Source organism: Amycolatopsis taiwanensis DSM 45107, from assembly GCF_000519205.1.
Classification (GTDB): Bacteria; Actinomycetota; Actinomycetes; order Mycobacteriales; family Pseudonocardiaceae; genus Amycolatopsis_E; species Amycolatopsis_E taiwanensis.
Map to the genome: position 1 here is coordinate 50,307 of NZ_JAFB01000013.1, position 14,316 is coordinate 64,622.

Sequence of the window (14,316 nt, forward strand, 5' to 3'; positions counted from 1 at the left end):
ACGACTCGCCAAACCTGCGTAGGCTGGCCCGAGCCGGATGTTGGCCCCGACAGGAGAGGGAGAGCCGATGGAACTGACGCCCCGCACGCAAGCGGTGGCCGCGGGACGTCTGACCGCGGCCGGTCAGCCACTGAACCCGCCGATCGTGCCTGCCAGCACATATGTCGCCGGAGGCCACTACTCCTACGCCCGGGAAGACGGCACGCCGACCTGGGCTGCGCTGGAGGAGGCCATCGGCGAACTGGAGGGCGGCCGGGCCACCGCGTTCGCGTCCGGCATCGCGACGGTGGCCGCGGTGCTCGACCAGTTCCCGGTCGGGACCGAGGTCGCCGTGCCGACCTACAGCTATTCGGGCACCCGCGGCCTGCTCGACCACGCGGCCCGGATGGGCCGGCTCAAGGTGCGCCGGATCGACCCGGGCGACTCCGAGGGGTGGACCGCCGCGGCCGGGCAGGTGGATCTGCTGTGGGTGGAGTCACCGACCAACCCGACCCTCGAGTTGATCGACTTCGCACCGCTTGCCGGCCAACGGGCCCGGGTCGTGGTCGACAACACGTTCGCGACCCCGTTGGGTCAGCGACCGTTGTCCCTCGGCGCGGACATCGTCGTGCACAGCGCGACGAAGCTGATCGGCGGGCACAGCGACCTCCTCCTCGGGCTCACCGTGACCGCGGACGAAACACTGGCGCGGGCGTTGCACGACGCGCGGACCCGCAACGGCGCGACCCCCGGCGCGCTCGAGGCGTGGCTCGCCCTGCGCGGCCTGCGCACGTTGCCGGTCCGTCTGGCCGAGCAGTCCCGGACCGCCGGGCTGCTCGCCGAACGCCTGGCCGAGCACCCGGCCGTGTCCCGGGTCCGGCACGCCGGCACCATGATCGCCTTCGAGTTGGCCGACGCCGCGGCGGCGGAGAAGTTCTGTGCCGGGCTCGGCCTGATCGTGCACGCCACCAGCGTCGGCGGCGTGGAAAGCCTGGTCGAGCGCCGCGCCAAGTGGCCGGGCGACGCGCACGTTCCCCCCGGCCTGATCCGGTTCAGCGTCGGCCTGGAGGACCCCGAAGACCTGTGGCGGGACCTGGCTCAGGCACTGGCCTGAACCACGCTCCGGGTGAACTGCAGGCGCCCGGCCTCCAGATGCCAGCTGAGGATCCGGCGCGGGTGGATGCGGATGGCCTCGCGGCTGAAGAAGCCCGTATCGCCGTACGGGGGCTCGTGGTCGCTGAGCAGTTCGGCGTGGCCGCGGATCTCCACCCCCCGGCCCCAGCCCGGTTTCACCGCGCCCGGCTCGTCCGGCGTCATGTCGTCGACGACGAAGGCGACCGCCGGGTTGGCCTGGATGTTGCGCCATTTCCGGCTGCCACTCAGGTTGGGGCCGGCGAGGTCGATCGTGCCGTCGTCATTGAGGACGTAGCCGGTCGGCCGGACCTGCGGTTCGTTGTCCGGGCCGACGGTGGCCAGCCGGCCCAGTGACTGTTGCCTGAGGTACTCGATTTCCTTTTCTGTGAACACCATGCAGTGACCGTAAAAGGTCCAGCGCACTGGAGGTCAATTGCCGGAACGTCGGTCGATCGAGGGATCAGGCACTAAGGACACCGACGCGATGCTCGAAACTCTCGCCGTCTGCCTGTCACGCTGGAGGTCGAGGCCTGGCTCAGCCGTGGCTGGGGATTCGGGTCAGTTTGTCGGGGTTGGTGACCGAGTAGACGCCCCGCACGTGGTCGCTGTCCGGGGCGAGGTCGAGGACAAGCACGGCGAACGGTGACTCGCCGGAGAACAGCACCGCGGACGGGTCGCCGTTGACATGGCGGTACCGAACCTCGAAGTCATCGGGCACGTTCGTCCCGACGATCGCGAGCAGTTTCGCGACCGCGTCGCGACCGTGGACGGGTTGGAGACTGGTGGCCGGTCCCTTGCCGCCTCCGTCCGTCCACAGTGTCACGTCCGGAGCCAGTACATCCAGGAGAGTTTCCAGGTCCCCGCCGAGTGTGGCGGCGACGAAACGCTCGGTTGCCCGCTGCTGAACCTGGGCGTCGACCCGGTAACGGGGCCGCCGGGCGCGCACGTGCCGGCGAGCACGGTGTGCCAGTTGGCGTACCGCCTCGGGGCTGCGGCCGAGCATGTCCGCGATGTCGGTGTGCGGGTAGCCGAACGCCTCGTGCAGCACGAACACCGCGCGTTCGGCCGGGCTGAGGGTTTCCAGCACGACCAGCAGCGCCATCGAAGAGGTTTCCGAGCCCACCACCGGGTCAGGATCGTCGGTGACCAGCGGCTCGGGCAGCCACTGGCCGATGTAGGTCTCGCGGCGGCGGGCGAGGACCGCGCGGCGGGCGAGGGCTTGGTTGACCGCGATGCGCACCAGGTAGGCGCGCGGGCTTTCGACCTGGTCCCGGTTCGCCGACGCCCACGCCAGCCAGGTCTCCTGGAGCGCGTCCTCGGTGTCGGCGACGCTGCCAAGGATGTTGTAGACGATGGAGAACAGCAGTTCGCGGTGCTCGACGAAGGTCTGGGTGGCGGAATCGGGGTCGGTCATGGCGGGTGGCTCCTTCTCCTTCAGCGCACCACACAGAGCGATCCGCCTCGCGGAACGTGACATCACAGCGGGAAAAGTGTCCGGTGTCTCCGGAAGTCACGTCGGCCGCGGCTCCTGGCCTCTTGGTTGGGACGAGCCGGGAAGGGCCCGGCTTGCCCCAGATCCGAGGAGGCAGCATTGCGAACCCTGATCCGTGACGTCCGGGTGTTCGACGGTGAGCGGACCGTGGCCCGTGCCGACGTGCTCATCGATGGCGACCGCATCGCCGAGCCCGACGGCCGATCGGCCGAGGTGGTGGTGGAAGGGGCAGGAAAGACTCTGTTGCCCGGCTTGATCGACGCGCACACGCACACCTTCGACGGCAACCTCGCGCAGGCACTCACCTTCGGCGTCACGACCGAGTTGGACATGTTCAGCCTGCCGCCGAACGTTGCCAGGCAACGAAAACTGGCCGCGGAACGCGACGACGTGGCAGACATCCGCAGCTCCGGCGTGCTCGCCACCGCTCCCGGTGGCCACCCCAGCCAGCTGATGGCCGCGCTGGCCGACGCGGCTTCCTTCGGTGATGCCGTCGGGCCGTTCGACACCGTGGCGAGCGTGGCGGGGGCCAAGGAGTTCGTCGAGGCCCGGCTGGCCGAGAACATCGACTATCTGAAGGTGGTCGTCGACGACGGCGCGGTACACGGCGCCGACCTGCCGGTGCTGACGCCCGACATCGTGGCTGCCCTCGTCGAGGCCGCGCACGCCGCCGGGGTGAAGGTGATCGCGCACGCGATCACCACGGGCGAGGTCGAGGTCGCGCTCGACGCGGGTGTGGACGGTCTGGCGCACGTGTGGGCGGATGCGGGGCCGAACAGTGCCGACCTGGCCGCGCGGATCGCCGCGCAAGGTGTGTTCGTGGTGAGCACCCTGGTGTACTTCGAGGTGATCAGCGACCAGGGATCGGCCGCGCCCGACCACGTGTTCGCCGACAGCGGGACCAACGCGGTCGCCGCGGCGCGCGCACTCCACCAGGCGGGTGCGGTCCTGCTGGCGGGCACGGACTCGACTCCGTTCGCGCCCGTGCACGGCCAGAGCCTGCACCGCGAACTGGTTCTGCTGACGCAGGCGGGACTGGCCCCTGCGGAGGCACTGGCCGCGGCGACCAGCGGGCCGGCCCGCCACTTCGGCCTGGCCGACCGCGGCCGGATCGCTCCGGGTCTGCGTGCGGATCTGGTCCTGGTGGACGGGGACCCCACCCGCGACATCACCGCGACCAACTCGATCGCGGACGTCTGGCGGCGGGGCGTCCGCCAACCCCGCTGAAAGGACCAGACGATGTCGTTGCTCAACGCCGATGGCAGCCCTGTGCTGCTGACCAGAGCCTCCGACGCCGAGATGATCGACGTGGGCGCCACGAAGATGGCACTGCTCGCAGACGCCGACACCAGCGGCGGCGTCATCAACGCGAACCGGGCGAGGATCGCACCGGGCAGTGCTGGCGCACCGCCACACTTCCACGCCAGCTCCGCTGAGTTCTTCTTCGTGCTCGGCGGGTCCCTGCGTGCCTTGGCCGGTGACCGGGTCGTCACCCTTGACGAAGGTGACTTCCTCATGGTGCCCAGCAACATGCCGCACGCCTTCGCTGCCCCCGATGGCGTCGGAGCCGACCTGCTGATCCTCTTCACGCCCGCCGTCGCCGAACGGTTCGAGTACTTCCGGCTCGGCGCACGTGTCCTCAAAGGCCAAGCGAGCCCACGGGAAATCCTTGACTCGCAGGACCGTTTCGACAACCACTTCATCGACAGTCCACATTGGCCTCCGAGCGGGCCGTAGCCGAACTGGTGGTGCGCGGCTTACGGCTGCGCACCACCAGGAGCGCTTGATGCGGTCAACGGTAGTCGTCTGGATTGGCGTCTTTCTTGTCGCCGAAGTAGGCGTCGGCGAAGAAGGCGCTGCATTGTGGCCGGCTGCCGTCGATATCGGTGAATCCGTAGTGTTTGGCCAGTTGCCCGGAGGACAGCGATTGCCCGGCCCAGCGGCGTACGTCGGGATCGGCGGCCAGAGCGACGACGGCGCGGCCGATGTAGCGGGGCGTCTCGGAGATGGCGAACCACGGGTCGTCGGCGACCGCGTCGCGCCAGTTCTCCTCGGTGACGCCGCGGCCCTCCAACATCGCCTCGGACCGCAGGTACCCGGGGGTCAGCGAGACCGAACTGACGCCGTGCGGTGACAGTTCTTCGTCGAGCGTTTTGCCCAGGCGTGTGATGGCGACTTTGACGATGTCGAAGAACATGGAGCCGCGGTAGCGGGCGTTGAACATGTCGTCGCCGTCGGTGATCTCGCAGACCAGGCCGCGGCCGCGGCGGACGAGCAGCGGCAGGATGGTGTGCAGGGTGATCAGGTGTGTCTCCAGGCCGTTGCGCAACGCGCGGAGGCCGTTGTCGAGGTCGTGTTCCCAGAGCGGTTTGGCCCACTCGATCCACTGGTCGGCGCCCCAGGTGTCGTTGACGAGGACGTCCAGCCGGCCATCCTGCTCCGCGGTGATGCGTGCGGCGAGCTTGGCCACGTCGCCGGGATCGGTGTGGTCACAGCGCACCGCGATGCCCCGGCCGCCGGCCTTGGTGACCAGTTCCGCGGTGTCCTCGATCGTCTCGGCGCGTCCGATGGGACTGCGCGAGTCCCGGGTGGTACGCCCGGTGACGTAGACGGTGGCCCCGGCGGCGCCGAGTTCGACGGCCATGCCACGGCCCGCGCCGCGGGTCGCGCCGGTCACCAGCGCCACAGCGCCACTTAGCTGGTTGTCCACAGTGCTCATTAGTGCTCCTTGGGGTCAAGCGGATGTTCTGGGCGGGCCCAGCCCGCCAGTACGGCATCGAGGTCGGCGAGCAGTCGGGCACGCAGGCCCCCGACAGGGGCAGCCGACCACCGCAGGGTGGTTCCGTTCACCAGCGCGGCCAGGACGCGGGCGGCGACCGGAGCGGGCGGAGCACCGGGCAACTCGCCGGTGTCCACGGCGCGAATCAGCAGCGATTCGAGGCGTGCCTCGACCGCTGCGTGCAACTCGGCCAGCCGGGCCCGCAGGGTCTCGTCGGCCAAGTCGGCTCCGAGCTGGGCGAGGTTGTTGGCGGCTGCTTCCGGATCGTCCAGTGGCGCGGCCTGGTTGACCGTCTCGTTCCGGATCGCCGCCACCGGGTCAGCGGCCTCCCCGGCCGCGGCCGGCGAGCGTGCCGCCTCGATGGCCGCATCGAACAGCGCGACCAGGAGCCCATGCTTCGAGCCGAAGCGATGGACCACCGAGCCGGCGCTTACCCCGGCCCGCGCGGCCACATCGGCCAGCGTGAACCGGGGGCCGAGCTGGGCGATGGCCGCCCCTGCTGCGGCCAGCAACTGCTCGTCAGTGATCTTCCTCGGTCGAGCCACGCGGGTTATTAAACCATCATTCAATAATGACGAACACGGCGCCGCCGAGTCAGGCTTGTATCTCCCCCGATGGGAGATGTGAGGGTGGTGGCATGGATGGCGATCCCTGGTTCTCGATCGGCGAGCTGGCCCGGCGGACCGGGCTGACGGTCAAGGCCGTCCGGTTCTACTCCGACCGCGGCATCGTGACCCCGTCTCGCCGCACCTCGTCCGGTCACCGTCGTTACGGCATCGACGCGCTCGCGCGCCTGGATCTCGTCCGTACCCTGCGCGAGCTGGGACTGGACCTGGCCACGATCCGGAGGGTCGTCGACAGCGAAGCCGCGCTGTCCGACGTCGCCGAGACGCACGCCGCGGCGTTGGAGGTGCAGATCCGCGTGCTGCGGCTGCGTCATGCGGTGCTGACGGCGGTGGCCAGACGCGGATCCACTCCCGAGGAGATGACTGTCATGCACCAGTTGGCCACCCTGACCCGGGACGAACGCCACCGCCTGATCGGTGACTTCCTCGCCGCCACCTTCCACGGGCTCGATCACCCCGCATACGCCGGGATCGCCCGCACGATGACGCCCGAACTGCCCGACAATCCCGCCGCCGGCCAGATCGAGGCCTGGGTGGAGCTGGCCGAGTTGGCTCAGGATCCGGATTTCCGCGCCGTGATGCGGCGCATCGCCGAGGAACACGACGCCGCGCGGGCCGACACTGGCCTGCACCGCGACCTGGTCGCGGACATCCGCGACACGGTCGCGCCCGCCCTGAACTCCGGTATCGACCCGAGCTCGCCGGAGGCCGCGCCCTTCGTGGCTTCCCTCACGTCCCGGCACGGCTCCGAGCAGCTGCTGACCTGGCTGGACATCGTCGACGACGCCCGCCGGGAGCGGTACTTCGAGCTGCTCGCCGTGATCAACGGCTGGGCGGCCCCGGAACCTTCGGCCCCGGCACTGAACTGGCTTGCCCAAGCCCTGCGGGCTTCGGAGCAGCGCTGCATGCCCTGATCATCACACAGTGATCCTTGCGCCAGTAGGAGATCTTGACCTGCGCCTGACGGTGGGCTCTACTGATCAGACCGGCGTTCTGGGGTTGGAGTGGCATGAAGATCCGAGGTCACGCCGCTGCGCTGGCAGCGCTGCTGGCGGCGCTGCTCGTCCCGGCATGTTCGGCGGGTTCCACCGCCTCCGTGAGCCAGGGCCCGGACACGCTCGCCGTGGGTTTCTCCGCCGAGCCGGCGAACCTCGACTTCACCCGCACCGACGGCGCGGCCATCCCGCAGGCCTTGCTGTACAACGTTTACGAGGGCCTGGTCAAGCTCGACGCCAACGGTCGGATCGTGCCGTTGCTGGCCGAGTCGTGGACCGTCACCGACGGGGTGAGCTACGACTTCCGGCTCCGGCCGGGCGTGAAGTTCAGCAACGGCGCGCCGTTCACCTCCGCCGACGTCAAGTTCTCCATCGAGCGGGTCGCCACGGACTGGACCATCTCGCTGAAGTCCAAAATGGACGTCGTGGACCACGTCGAGGTGGTCGACCCGCTGCGGGTGCGGGTAGTGCTCAAGCGGCCCAGCAACGGGTGGCTGTTCGACATGACTTCCCGCGTTGGCGCGATGTTCAGCCCGACCGGCGTTGCCGATCTCGCCAACACGGCCATCGGCACCGGGCCGTACCTTGTCGCGCAGCGGCGGCCCGGCGATTCCCTCGTGCTGCGACGGAATCCGGGCTACTGGGGAAGCCCGCCCGCCTACGCCACCGTGGTGCTGAAGTACATCAAGGACTCGACCGCGCTCAACAACGCCTTGCTGAGCAACGGGATCGACGTGATCTCGCAGATCGCCGCGCCCGACTCGGTGCCGCAGTTCGAAAACGACAACCGGTTCAACGTCCTGGAGGGCACCACGAACAGCGAAGTCGTGTTGTCGTTCAACGGCGCCAAGGCTCCCTTCGACGACGTGCGTGTGCGCCAGGCGCTGACGCTGGCGATCGACCGGCGGGCCGTGCTCGCCACCGCGTGGGCGAACCGCGGCACGCTGATCGGCAGCATGGTCCCGCCAACCGACCCGTGGTACGAGGACCTTTCGAACTTCTATCCCTACGATCCGGCGCGGGCCAGGGCCTTACTCGACCAGACGGGGCAACGGAACCTGTCGCTCCGGCTGAGGATCCCGAACCTGTCGTACGCGGTTTCCGCCGCGCAGGTGGTCCAATCGGACCTGGCGGACATCGGCGTGCAGGTGACCATCGAGCCGCTGGACTTCCCCGCGGTCTGGCTCAAGCAGGTGTTCACCGAACACGATTTCGATCTGTCCATCGTCGCGCACGTCGAGGCGCGGGACATCACGACGTTCGGAAATCCGCGCTACTACTGGGGTTATGACAACCCGAGCGTGCGGCAACTGCTGTCCGCCGCCGATTCGGGCACGCCGCAGGAGCAGATCACCGACATGCAAGCGGTGGCCCGGACGATCACCGCGGAGGCCGCGGCGGACTGGTTGTTCCTGGCGCCCAACATCGTGATCGCGAAGAAGAAGGTGACCGGCCTGGCACCCAACCAGGTCAGCGAGTCCTTCGACCTCACCGGTCTCGGCCGGGCGGGCGGGTCCTGATGATCGGCGTGGTTTTCCCGATTCTGCGCCGGGCCGCGATTCTCGTGGCCGGCCTGTTCGTCGCGTCGATCGTGGTGTTCGCGTTCATGACCGTGCTGCCCGGCGACCCGGCGCAGGTAGCGCTCGGTATCAACGCCACGCCCGAACTGCTGGCCGAGACCAGGCACGCCTTCGGGCTCGACCGGCCACTGCCCACCCAGTACCTGAGCTGGCTGGGTGGCGTCCTGCACGGCGACTTCGGCCAGTCCTACGTGACCGGTCAGGCGATCGGCCCGCAGTTGGTCGACCGGCTGGGCGTGACGCTGTGGCTGGTCGGCGCCGGCATGGTGGTGGCGCTCGTGGTCGCCGTGCCGTTCGGCACGCTGGCCGCGGCGTGGCACCGCCGTGCCGGTGGCGCGGTGATCTCCGGCCTGTCCCAGCTGGGGATCGCGGTGCCGGCGTTTCTGGCCGGAGTCCTGCTGGTGCAGGTGTTCGCGGTCCAGTTGCGCTGGTTGCCCTCCGGCGGCTGGACACCGCCCGATGTGGATGCGGGCGAGTTCCTGCGCGGTCTGGTTCTGCCGGCGCTTTCGCTGGGCCTGGTGCAGGGGGCGGTGCTCACCCGGTTCGTCCGGTCGGCCGTGCTGGACACGCTCGGCCAGGACTACCTGCGCACCGCCCGGTCGAAGGGCCTGCGTCCGTTTCCGGCGCTGGTGCGGCACGGGCTGCGCAACGCGTCCGTGCCCGTGGTCACCGTGCTCGGCCTGCAGTTGACCACGTTGCTGATCGGCGCCGTAGTGGTGGAGCGGGTGTTCGTACTGCCGGGGCTGGGCAGCATGCTGCTGGACGCCGTCTCGTCGCGTGACCTGTCGACCGTGCAGGACATCGTGCTGGTGCTGGTGGTCGCCGTGCTGCTGGTGAACTTCCTGGTGGACGTGCTCTACGTCGTCATCGACCCGCGGTTGCGGGCGGAGCGGAGGGCGCGCGGATGAAAAACCTCAGGATCGGCGCCGTGCTGGTCGGACTCGTCGTGCTCGTCGCACTGGTCTCGTTCGTGTGGACCCCGCACGACCCGCTGAAGGTCAACGCCGCGGTGCGGCTGCTCGGGCCGACGCGCGAGTACTGGCTGGGCACCGACAAGTTCGGCCGGGATGTGTTGAGCCAGATCATGGTCGGCGCGCGGACCACGCTCTACGTCGGCGTGATCGCGGTCGGCATCGCGGCGGTGATCGGCACGCCGCTGGGCATCCTGGCCGGCATGACGAAGAAATGGGTCGGCGAACTCGTCATGCGGGTGAACGACCTGGCGCTGGCGTTTCCCGCGCTGCTGCTGGCGATCATGTTCGGTGCGGTGTACGGCGCGAGCACGGTGACCGCGATGATCGCGATCGGCATCGCGACCATTCCGTCGTTCGCCCGGATCGCCCGGTCGGCCACGCTGCAGGTGATGAGCACCGAGTACGTGCTCGCCGCCCGCGCGGCCGGCCGGTCGCGCCGCTACACCGCGCGCCGGCACGTGGTGCCCAACATCGCGGGGCTGGTGATCGTGCAGAGTTCGGTGTCCTTCGCGATCGCCGTGCTCGCCGAGGCCGCGCTGTCCTTCCTCGGTTTCGGCACTCGCCCGCCGACCCCGTCGTGGGGGCGGATGTTGCAGGAATCGCAGGAACTGCTGACGGTGCAGCCACGGCTGGCCCTCGTGCCGGGGCTGGCCATCGCCGTCGCCGTGCTGGGCTTCAACCTGCTCGGCGACGGGCTTCGCGACGTCTTCGATCCGCGACTGGAGGGCCGATGACACCCCTTGTGTCAACCCGCGGCAATCAAGGTGATCACCACGCGCGCCCCGTCGACACGATCGCGGTCGCGCGCAAAGCCGCGAAGGAACAGCGATGACGGTCCTGGTGGAAGAGCTTTCCGTTTTCGCGGGTGATCGGCCGCTGGTGCGGGAGGTGTCCTTCGAGGTCGGCGAGGGGGAGCGGGTCGGGCTGATCGGCGAGTCCGGTTCCGGCAAGTCGCTGACCGCGCTGGCGGTCATGGGACTGCTTCCGGAGGAGCTGACGGCGACCGGCTCGGTGCGCCTGCACGGCAACGAGCTGCTCGGCGCGTCCGAGCGCGTGCTGTCCGGATTGCGTGGTGACCGGATGTCGATGGTGTTCCAGGAGCCGATGACCGCGCTGAACCCGTTGATGCGCGTGGGTCGTCAAGTCGCCGAATCGATAAAGCTGCATACCCGCATTTCCTGGCGCGCGGCCCGGGACAGGGCGGTTGAGCTGCTCGAATCGGTCCAGCTGTCCGGCGTTGCCCGCGCCTACCCGCATCAGCTCTCCGGCGGGCAACGCCAGCGGGTACTGCTCGCGATGGCGCTGGCCAACGATCCGGGGTTCCTGATCTGCGACGAGCCGACCACGGCGCTCGACGTGACCGTGCAGGCACAGGTGCTGGAACTCATCGTGGCCGGCATCGCCCGCCGCTCGGCCGGGTTGCTGTTCATCACGCACGATCTCGCCGTCGTGGCCCGGGTCTGCGAACGCCTGCTGGTGATGCACGACGGCCGGATCGTCGAGCAGGGCACGACCCGTGAGGTGCTCACCGAGCCGCGGCACGAGTACACCCGTGGGCTACTGGCCGCCTCGGACCTGGAGGCTGCATGATCGATAATCGCGAAGCCCTGATCATGCGAGCCGACCGGGTTGGGCCCCCGCTGTGGCACGCTTTTCCGCCACAACAGGAAAGGGTGTCCCGCAAGACACTGGAGGCCGCGTGAAAGGCGTGAACAGCGTGATCGGGGTGCACGAAGTGCACCGGCGCTACCCGCGGGTTCATGCGCTGCGTGGAATCTCGTTCGAGGTGCACGCGGGGCAGCGCTTCGGCATCGTCGGCGAGTCCGGCTCCGGAAAGTCCACAATGGTCAGATTGCTGGCGGCGCTGGACCGCCCGAGCGCGGGCGAGATCTTCTTTCAGGGCAAGCGGATCGACGACCTGCCGGAGCGGCGGCTGGACTTCCTGCGGGCCGAGCTCCAGGTCGTGTTCCAGGATCCGATGGGTTCGCTGGATCCGCGGATGCGGGTGCGCGACATCGTCAGTGAACCGCTCGGGCGCACGGATTTCGCTCGGGCCGAAGAGTTGCTGGCGGCGGTCGGCCTGCCGCCGGAGGCCGGCGAGCGCTACCCGCACCAGTTCTCCGGCGGGCAACGGCAGCGCATCTCGATCGCCCGGGCGCTCGCGCCGCGACCCAGCGTGCTGGTGGCCGACGAACCGGTCAGCGCGCTGGATGTCTCGGTGCGCAAGCAGATTTTGGACCTGCTCGCCGAACTGGTCGAACGGTTCGAGCTGACCCTCGTTTTCGTGTCGCACGATCTCGCCGTGGTGCGCAGGATCTGTGACACGGTCGCCGTCATGCGCCGCGGGGAACTGGTGGAACTGGGCCCGGTGGAGAAGGTCTATCGCGAACCCGAGCACCCCTACACCCGGGAGTTGATCGCGGCGGCACCGAACCTGCGTGCGGAAATCGCTCGCCTGAAGGGACGGACCTGACTTGATCGCCGGTGCAGCGCCCCGTCGACACGATCGCGGTCGCGCGCGAACTCGCGGCAGAAAGGGAGCACGATGAGCGGGAAGCCGGAGGAACGAGCATGAACTACGAGAAGATGTTCCGGCTGGACGGCCGGCGCGCGGTGGTGCTCGGCGCGGGCAGCGGCATCGGCCGGGTGGCGGCCAAGGCGCTTGCCGCGCAGGGCGCCGAGGTCGTCTGCGCGGATCGGGACCTCGCCGCCGCCGAGGAGACCGCGGCCGGCTCCGCCTACCGGATCGACCTGCTCGAACCGGGCGCGGCCGAACGCGCGGCGAGCGAACTCGGCGAGGTGGACGTCGTGGTGCTCACCGCGGGCATGAACGTGCGCAAGCGGCTGCTCGACTACCGCCGGGAAGAGTTCGACCAGGTGATCGCGCTGAACCTCGGTGCGGCGTTCGACGTGGTGCGGGCGTTCGGCGCGGGTATGGTCGAACGAGGCAGGGGCAGCATCATCGGCTTCTCGTCGATTCGCGGGAGCACGACCGAACCCGGTCAGGGGCCGTACGCGGCGACGAAGGCGGGGCTGATCCAGCTGCTGCGCACGGCCGCCGCGGAGTTCGGCCCGGCGGGTGTGCGGGTGAACGCGATCGCGCCCGGTGTGGTGGAAACCCCGCTCACCGAGCAGATCAAGAAGGTCCCGGAGTGGTACGCGGCGTACGCGGCCAAAAGCGCGCTCGGGCGGTGGGCCCGCGCCGACGAGCTCGCCGGCGCCGTGGTCTACCTCGCGTCGGACGCCGCGAGCTTCGTGACCGGCGCGGTACTCGCCGTGGACGGCGGGTGGACGGCCGTGGACGGCAGGTACCTGCCACCCGAATGACGGCTCGGGAGTTGAGCACGCGGACACGGAAGGGAGTCGATGGTGTTCCGCTTGAGCGCCAAGGACCTGCTGGCGGAGTACCGGAAGGCAACGCTGTCGCCGGTGGAGGTGACCGAGGCGGTGCTCGCCCGTATCGACGCGCTCGAGCCGGACCTGCATGCGCTCTACGCCTTTGACCCGGAGCAGGCGCGTTCGGCGGCGAAGGCGTCGGAGCAGCGGTGGCGGTCCGGCACGGCCGGCGCGCTGGAGGGAATCCCGCTGACGCTGAAGGAGAACATCGCGACCCGGGGTGTTCCGGTCCCGCTCGGCACGGCCGCGACCGAACTCCAGCCGGCGCCGGTGGACGCGCCCGCCGCCGCGCGGGCACGTGAGGCGGGTGCGGTCCTGCTGGCCAAGACGACCATGCCCGACTACGGCATGCTCACGTCGGGTCTGTCCAGTTTCCACACGGCGACCCGCAATCCCTGGGACACCGCCCGCACGCCGGGCGGGTCGAGCGCGGGCGCCGCCGCGGCGGCCGCCGCCGGGTACGGGCCGTTGCACGTCGGTACCGACATCGGCGGTTCGATCCGGTTGCCCGCGGGCTGGTGCGGCCTGGTCGGGCTCAAACCGAGTTTCGGCCGCGTGCCGGTGGATCCGCCGTACCCCGGCCGCGTGGTCGGTCCCTTGACCAGGACGGTGGCGGACGCGGCGTTGCTGATGACCGTGCTGTCCGCGCCCGACGAGCGGGATCACCTGAGCCTGCCGCCGGCCCGGATTCCGTGGTCGGAACTGGATATCGACCCAAGCGGCCTGCGTATCGGCCTTCACCTGGAGTCCGGGGTGGGCCTGGACGTCGAGCCGGACATCCGGGCCGCCGTCGTCGAGGCGGCCGGACTGTTCGAGGCGGCCGGGGCGAGCGTCGAGGAGGTCCGACCGTTTCTGACCCGCGAGATGCTGGACGGGCTGGACACCTTCTGGCGCGTGCGGTTCTGGACCGAGATCTCGGCCATGCCGGCCCAGCGGCGGGCGAAGATCCTGCCCTACATCGCGGAATGGGCCGAAGGCGGCGCCACCGCCACCGGCGCCGAGACCTACCGCGGCTTCGCGCAGATGGATGCGATGAGCACGGCCGCGCTGCGGGCCGGTAGCCCCTTCGACTTCGTGATCTCCCCGGTCTGCCCGGTGTCCGCGCCGCCGGCCGGCTGGGCGTCGCCGACCAACGACCCGCGGCGGCCGTTCGAGCACATCGGGTTCACCGTGCCCTACAACATGTCCGGTCAACCCGCCGTTTCGGTCAATTGTGGTTACACACGCGACGGTCAGCCAATCGGCCTCCAGATCGCCGGGCGGCGTTTCGAGGATCTGCAAGTGCTGCGTCTTGCTGCGGCTTTCGAAGAAATTCGCCCGGCGCAACGCGCTCTTCGACTGTGATCATCTCCCCGTTGGTG

Annotated in this window: 15 protein-coding genes; 11 read left to right on the forward strand and 4 right to left on the reverse strand. The window is 69.5% G+C overall.

Going from position 1 to position 14,316, the window contains the following annotated elements; translation table 11 throughout:
* Window positions 1–67 precede the first annotated feature (67 nt).
* Window positions 68–1,093 (forward strand): trans-sulfuration enzyme family protein, encoded by a 1,026-nt coding sequence (locus tag A3CU_RS0111060; RefSeq protein WP_043840925.1) that lies wholly within the window; start codon window positions 68–70, stop codon window positions 1,091–1,093.
* On the opposite strand, the gene A3CU_RS0111065 is transcribed toward A3CU_RS0111060, so the two are convergent.
* Complete coding sequence (locus tag A3CU_RS0111065; protein WP_027942336.1) at window positions 1,078–1,509, reverse strand: PPOX class F420-dependent oxidoreductase; 432 nt, start codon at window positions 1,507–1,509, stop codon at window positions 1,078–1,080. The two genes, A3CU_RS0111060 and A3CU_RS0111065, sit on opposite strands and share 16 nt — an antisense overlap.
* 139 nt (window positions 1,510–1,648) lie before the next feature.
* Window positions 1,649–2,527 carry an RNA polymerase sigma factor SigJ gene (sigJ, locus tag A3CU_RS0111070; protein ID WP_027942337.1) on the reverse strand — a complete coding sequence of 293 codons (879 nt, stop codon included), beginning with the start codon at window positions 2,525–2,527 and terminating at the stop codon, window positions 1,649–1,651.
* Between the two features lie 177 nt (window positions 2,528–2,704).
* Between sigJ and A3CU_RS0111075 the strand changes: the two genes are divergently transcribed.
* Window positions 2,705–3,832 (forward strand): amidohydrolase family protein, encoded by a 1,128-nt coding sequence (locus A3CU_RS0111075; protein ID WP_027942338.1) that lies wholly within the window; start codon window positions 2,705–2,707, stop codon window positions 3,830–3,832.
* A gap of 12 nt (window positions 3,833–3,844) precedes the next feature.
* Window positions 3,845–4,342 carry a cupin domain-containing protein gene (locus tag A3CU_RS0111080; RefSeq protein ID WP_027942339.1) on the forward strand — a complete coding sequence of 166 codons (498 nt, stop codon included), beginning with the start codon at window positions 3,845–3,847 and terminating at the stop codon, window positions 4,340–4,342.
* Window positions 4,343–4,397: 55 nt separating this feature from the next.
* On the opposite strand, the gene A3CU_RS0111085 is transcribed toward A3CU_RS0111080, so the two are convergent.
* Window positions 4,398–5,324: an SDR family oxidoreductase gene (locus A3CU_RS0111085; RefSeq protein WP_043840926.1), complete on the reverse strand. Its 927-nt coding sequence runs from the start codon at window positions 5,322–5,324 to the stop codon at window positions 4,398–4,400.
* On the reverse strand, window positions 5,324–5,929 hold the full coding sequence (locus A3CU_RS0111090; protein WP_027942341.1) for a TetR/AcrR family transcriptional regulator: 606 nt from the start codon (window positions 5,927–5,929) through the stop codon (window positions 5,324–5,326). Before A3CU_RS0111090 ends, A3CU_RS0111085 begins: the two co-directional genes overlap by 1 nt.
* A gap of 92 nt (window positions 5,930–6,021) precedes the next feature.
* On the opposite strand from A3CU_RS0111090, the gene A3CU_RS0111095 reads away from it, so the two are divergent.
* The 8 genes from A3CU_RS0111095 (at window position 6,022) to A3CU_RS0111130 (ending at window position 14,299) form a co-directional block, all read left to right on the forward strand.
* A complete protein-coding gene (locus tag A3CU_RS0111095; RefSeq protein ID WP_027942342.1) occupies window positions 6,022–6,924 on the forward strand; it encodes a MerR family transcriptional regulator in 903 nt (300 codons plus the stop codon).
* A 95-nt stretch (window positions 6,925–7,019) separates the two neighbouring features.
* Window positions 7,020–8,525 carry an ABC transporter substrate-binding protein gene (locus A3CU_RS0111100; protein ID WP_156960315.1) on the forward strand — a complete coding sequence of 502 codons (1,506 nt, stop codon included), beginning with the start codon at window positions 7,020–7,022 and terminating at the stop codon, window positions 8,523–8,525.
* An 8-nt stretch (window positions 8,526–8,533) separates the two neighbouring features.
* On the forward strand, window positions 8,534–9,493 hold the full coding sequence (locus A3CU_RS0111105; RefSeq protein WP_169739616.1) for an ABC transporter permease: 960 nt from the start codon (window positions 8,534–8,536) through the stop codon (window positions 9,491–9,493).
* Entirely contained in the window at window positions 9,490–10,293 is an 804-nt protein-coding gene (locus A3CU_RS0111110; RefSeq protein WP_027942345.1) for an ABC transporter permease, read from the forward strand. Before A3CU_RS0111105 ends, A3CU_RS0111110 begins: the two co-directional genes overlap by 4 nt.
* 94 nt (window positions 10,294–10,387) lie before the next feature.
* Window positions 10,388–11,149 carry an ATP-binding cassette domain-containing protein gene (locus A3CU_RS0111115; RefSeq protein ID WP_027942346.1) on the forward strand — a complete coding sequence of 254 codons (762 nt, stop codon included), beginning with the start codon at window positions 10,388–10,390 and terminating at the stop codon, window positions 11,147–11,149.
* Window positions 11,150–11,258: 109 nt separating this feature from the next.
* Window positions 11,259–12,032, forward strand: coding sequence for an ABC transporter ATP-binding protein (locus A3CU_RS0111120; protein WP_425388232.1), 774 nt, complete (start codon window positions 11,259–11,261; stop codon window positions 12,030–12,032).
* A gap of 98 nt (window positions 12,033–12,130) precedes the next feature.
* On the forward strand, window positions 12,131–12,886 hold the full coding sequence (locus tag A3CU_RS0111125) for an SDR family NAD(P)-dependent oxidoreductase (protein WP_027942348.1): 756 nt from the start codon (window positions 12,131–12,133) through the stop codon (window positions 12,884–12,886).
* Window positions 12,887–12,937: 51 nt separating this feature from the next.
* Window positions 12,938–14,299 (forward strand): amidase, encoded by a 1,362-nt coding sequence (locus A3CU_RS0111130; RefSeq protein WP_425388233.1) that lies wholly within the window; start codon window positions 12,938–12,940, stop codon window positions 14,297–14,299.
* Window positions 14,300–14,316 lie beyond the last annotated feature (17 nt).

Excerpts from the sequence above, each read along its gene's own strand:
- A3CU_RS0111060 (WP_043840925.1), top strand. The coding sequence starts at position 68 with ATGGAACTGACGCCCCGCACGCAAGCGGTGGCCGCGGGACGTCTGACC.
- A3CU_RS0111065 (WP_027942336.1), bottom strand. The coding sequence starts at position 1,509 with ATGGTGTTCACAGAAAAGGAAATCGAGTACCTCAGGCAACAGTCACTG.
- sigJ (WP_027942337.1), bottom strand. The coding sequence starts at position 2,527 with ATGACCGACCCCGATTCCGCCACCCAGACCTTCGTCGAGCACCGCGAA.
- A3CU_RS0111080 (WP_027942339.1), top strand. The coding sequence starts at position 3,845 with ATGTCGTTGCTCAACGCCGATGGCAGCCCTGTGCTGCTGACCAGAGCC.
- A3CU_RS0111085 (WP_043840926.1), bottom strand. The coding sequence starts at position 5,324 with ATGAGCACTGTGGACAACCAGCTAAGTGGCGCTGTGGCGCTGGTGACC.
- A3CU_RS0111095 (WP_027942342.1), top strand. The coding sequence starts at position 6,022 with ATGGATGGCGATCCCTGGTTCTCGATCGGCGAGCTGGCCCGGCGGACC.
- A3CU_RS0111100 (WP_156960315.1), top strand. The coding sequence starts at position 7,020 with ATGAAGATCCGAGGTCACGCCGCTGCGCTGGCAGCGCTGCTGGCGGCG.
- A3CU_RS0111110 (WP_027942345.1), top strand. The coding sequence starts at position 9,490 with ATGAAAAACCTCAGGATCGGCGCCGTGCTGGTCGGACTCGTCGTGCTC.
- A3CU_RS0111115 (WP_027942346.1), top strand. The coding sequence starts at position 10,388 with ATGACGGTCCTGGTGGAAGAGCTTTCCGTTTTCGCGGGTGATCGGCCG.
- A3CU_RS0111125 (WP_027942348.1), top strand. The coding sequence starts at position 12,131 with ATGAACTACGAGAAGATGTTCCGGCTGGACGGCCGGCGCGCGGTGGTG.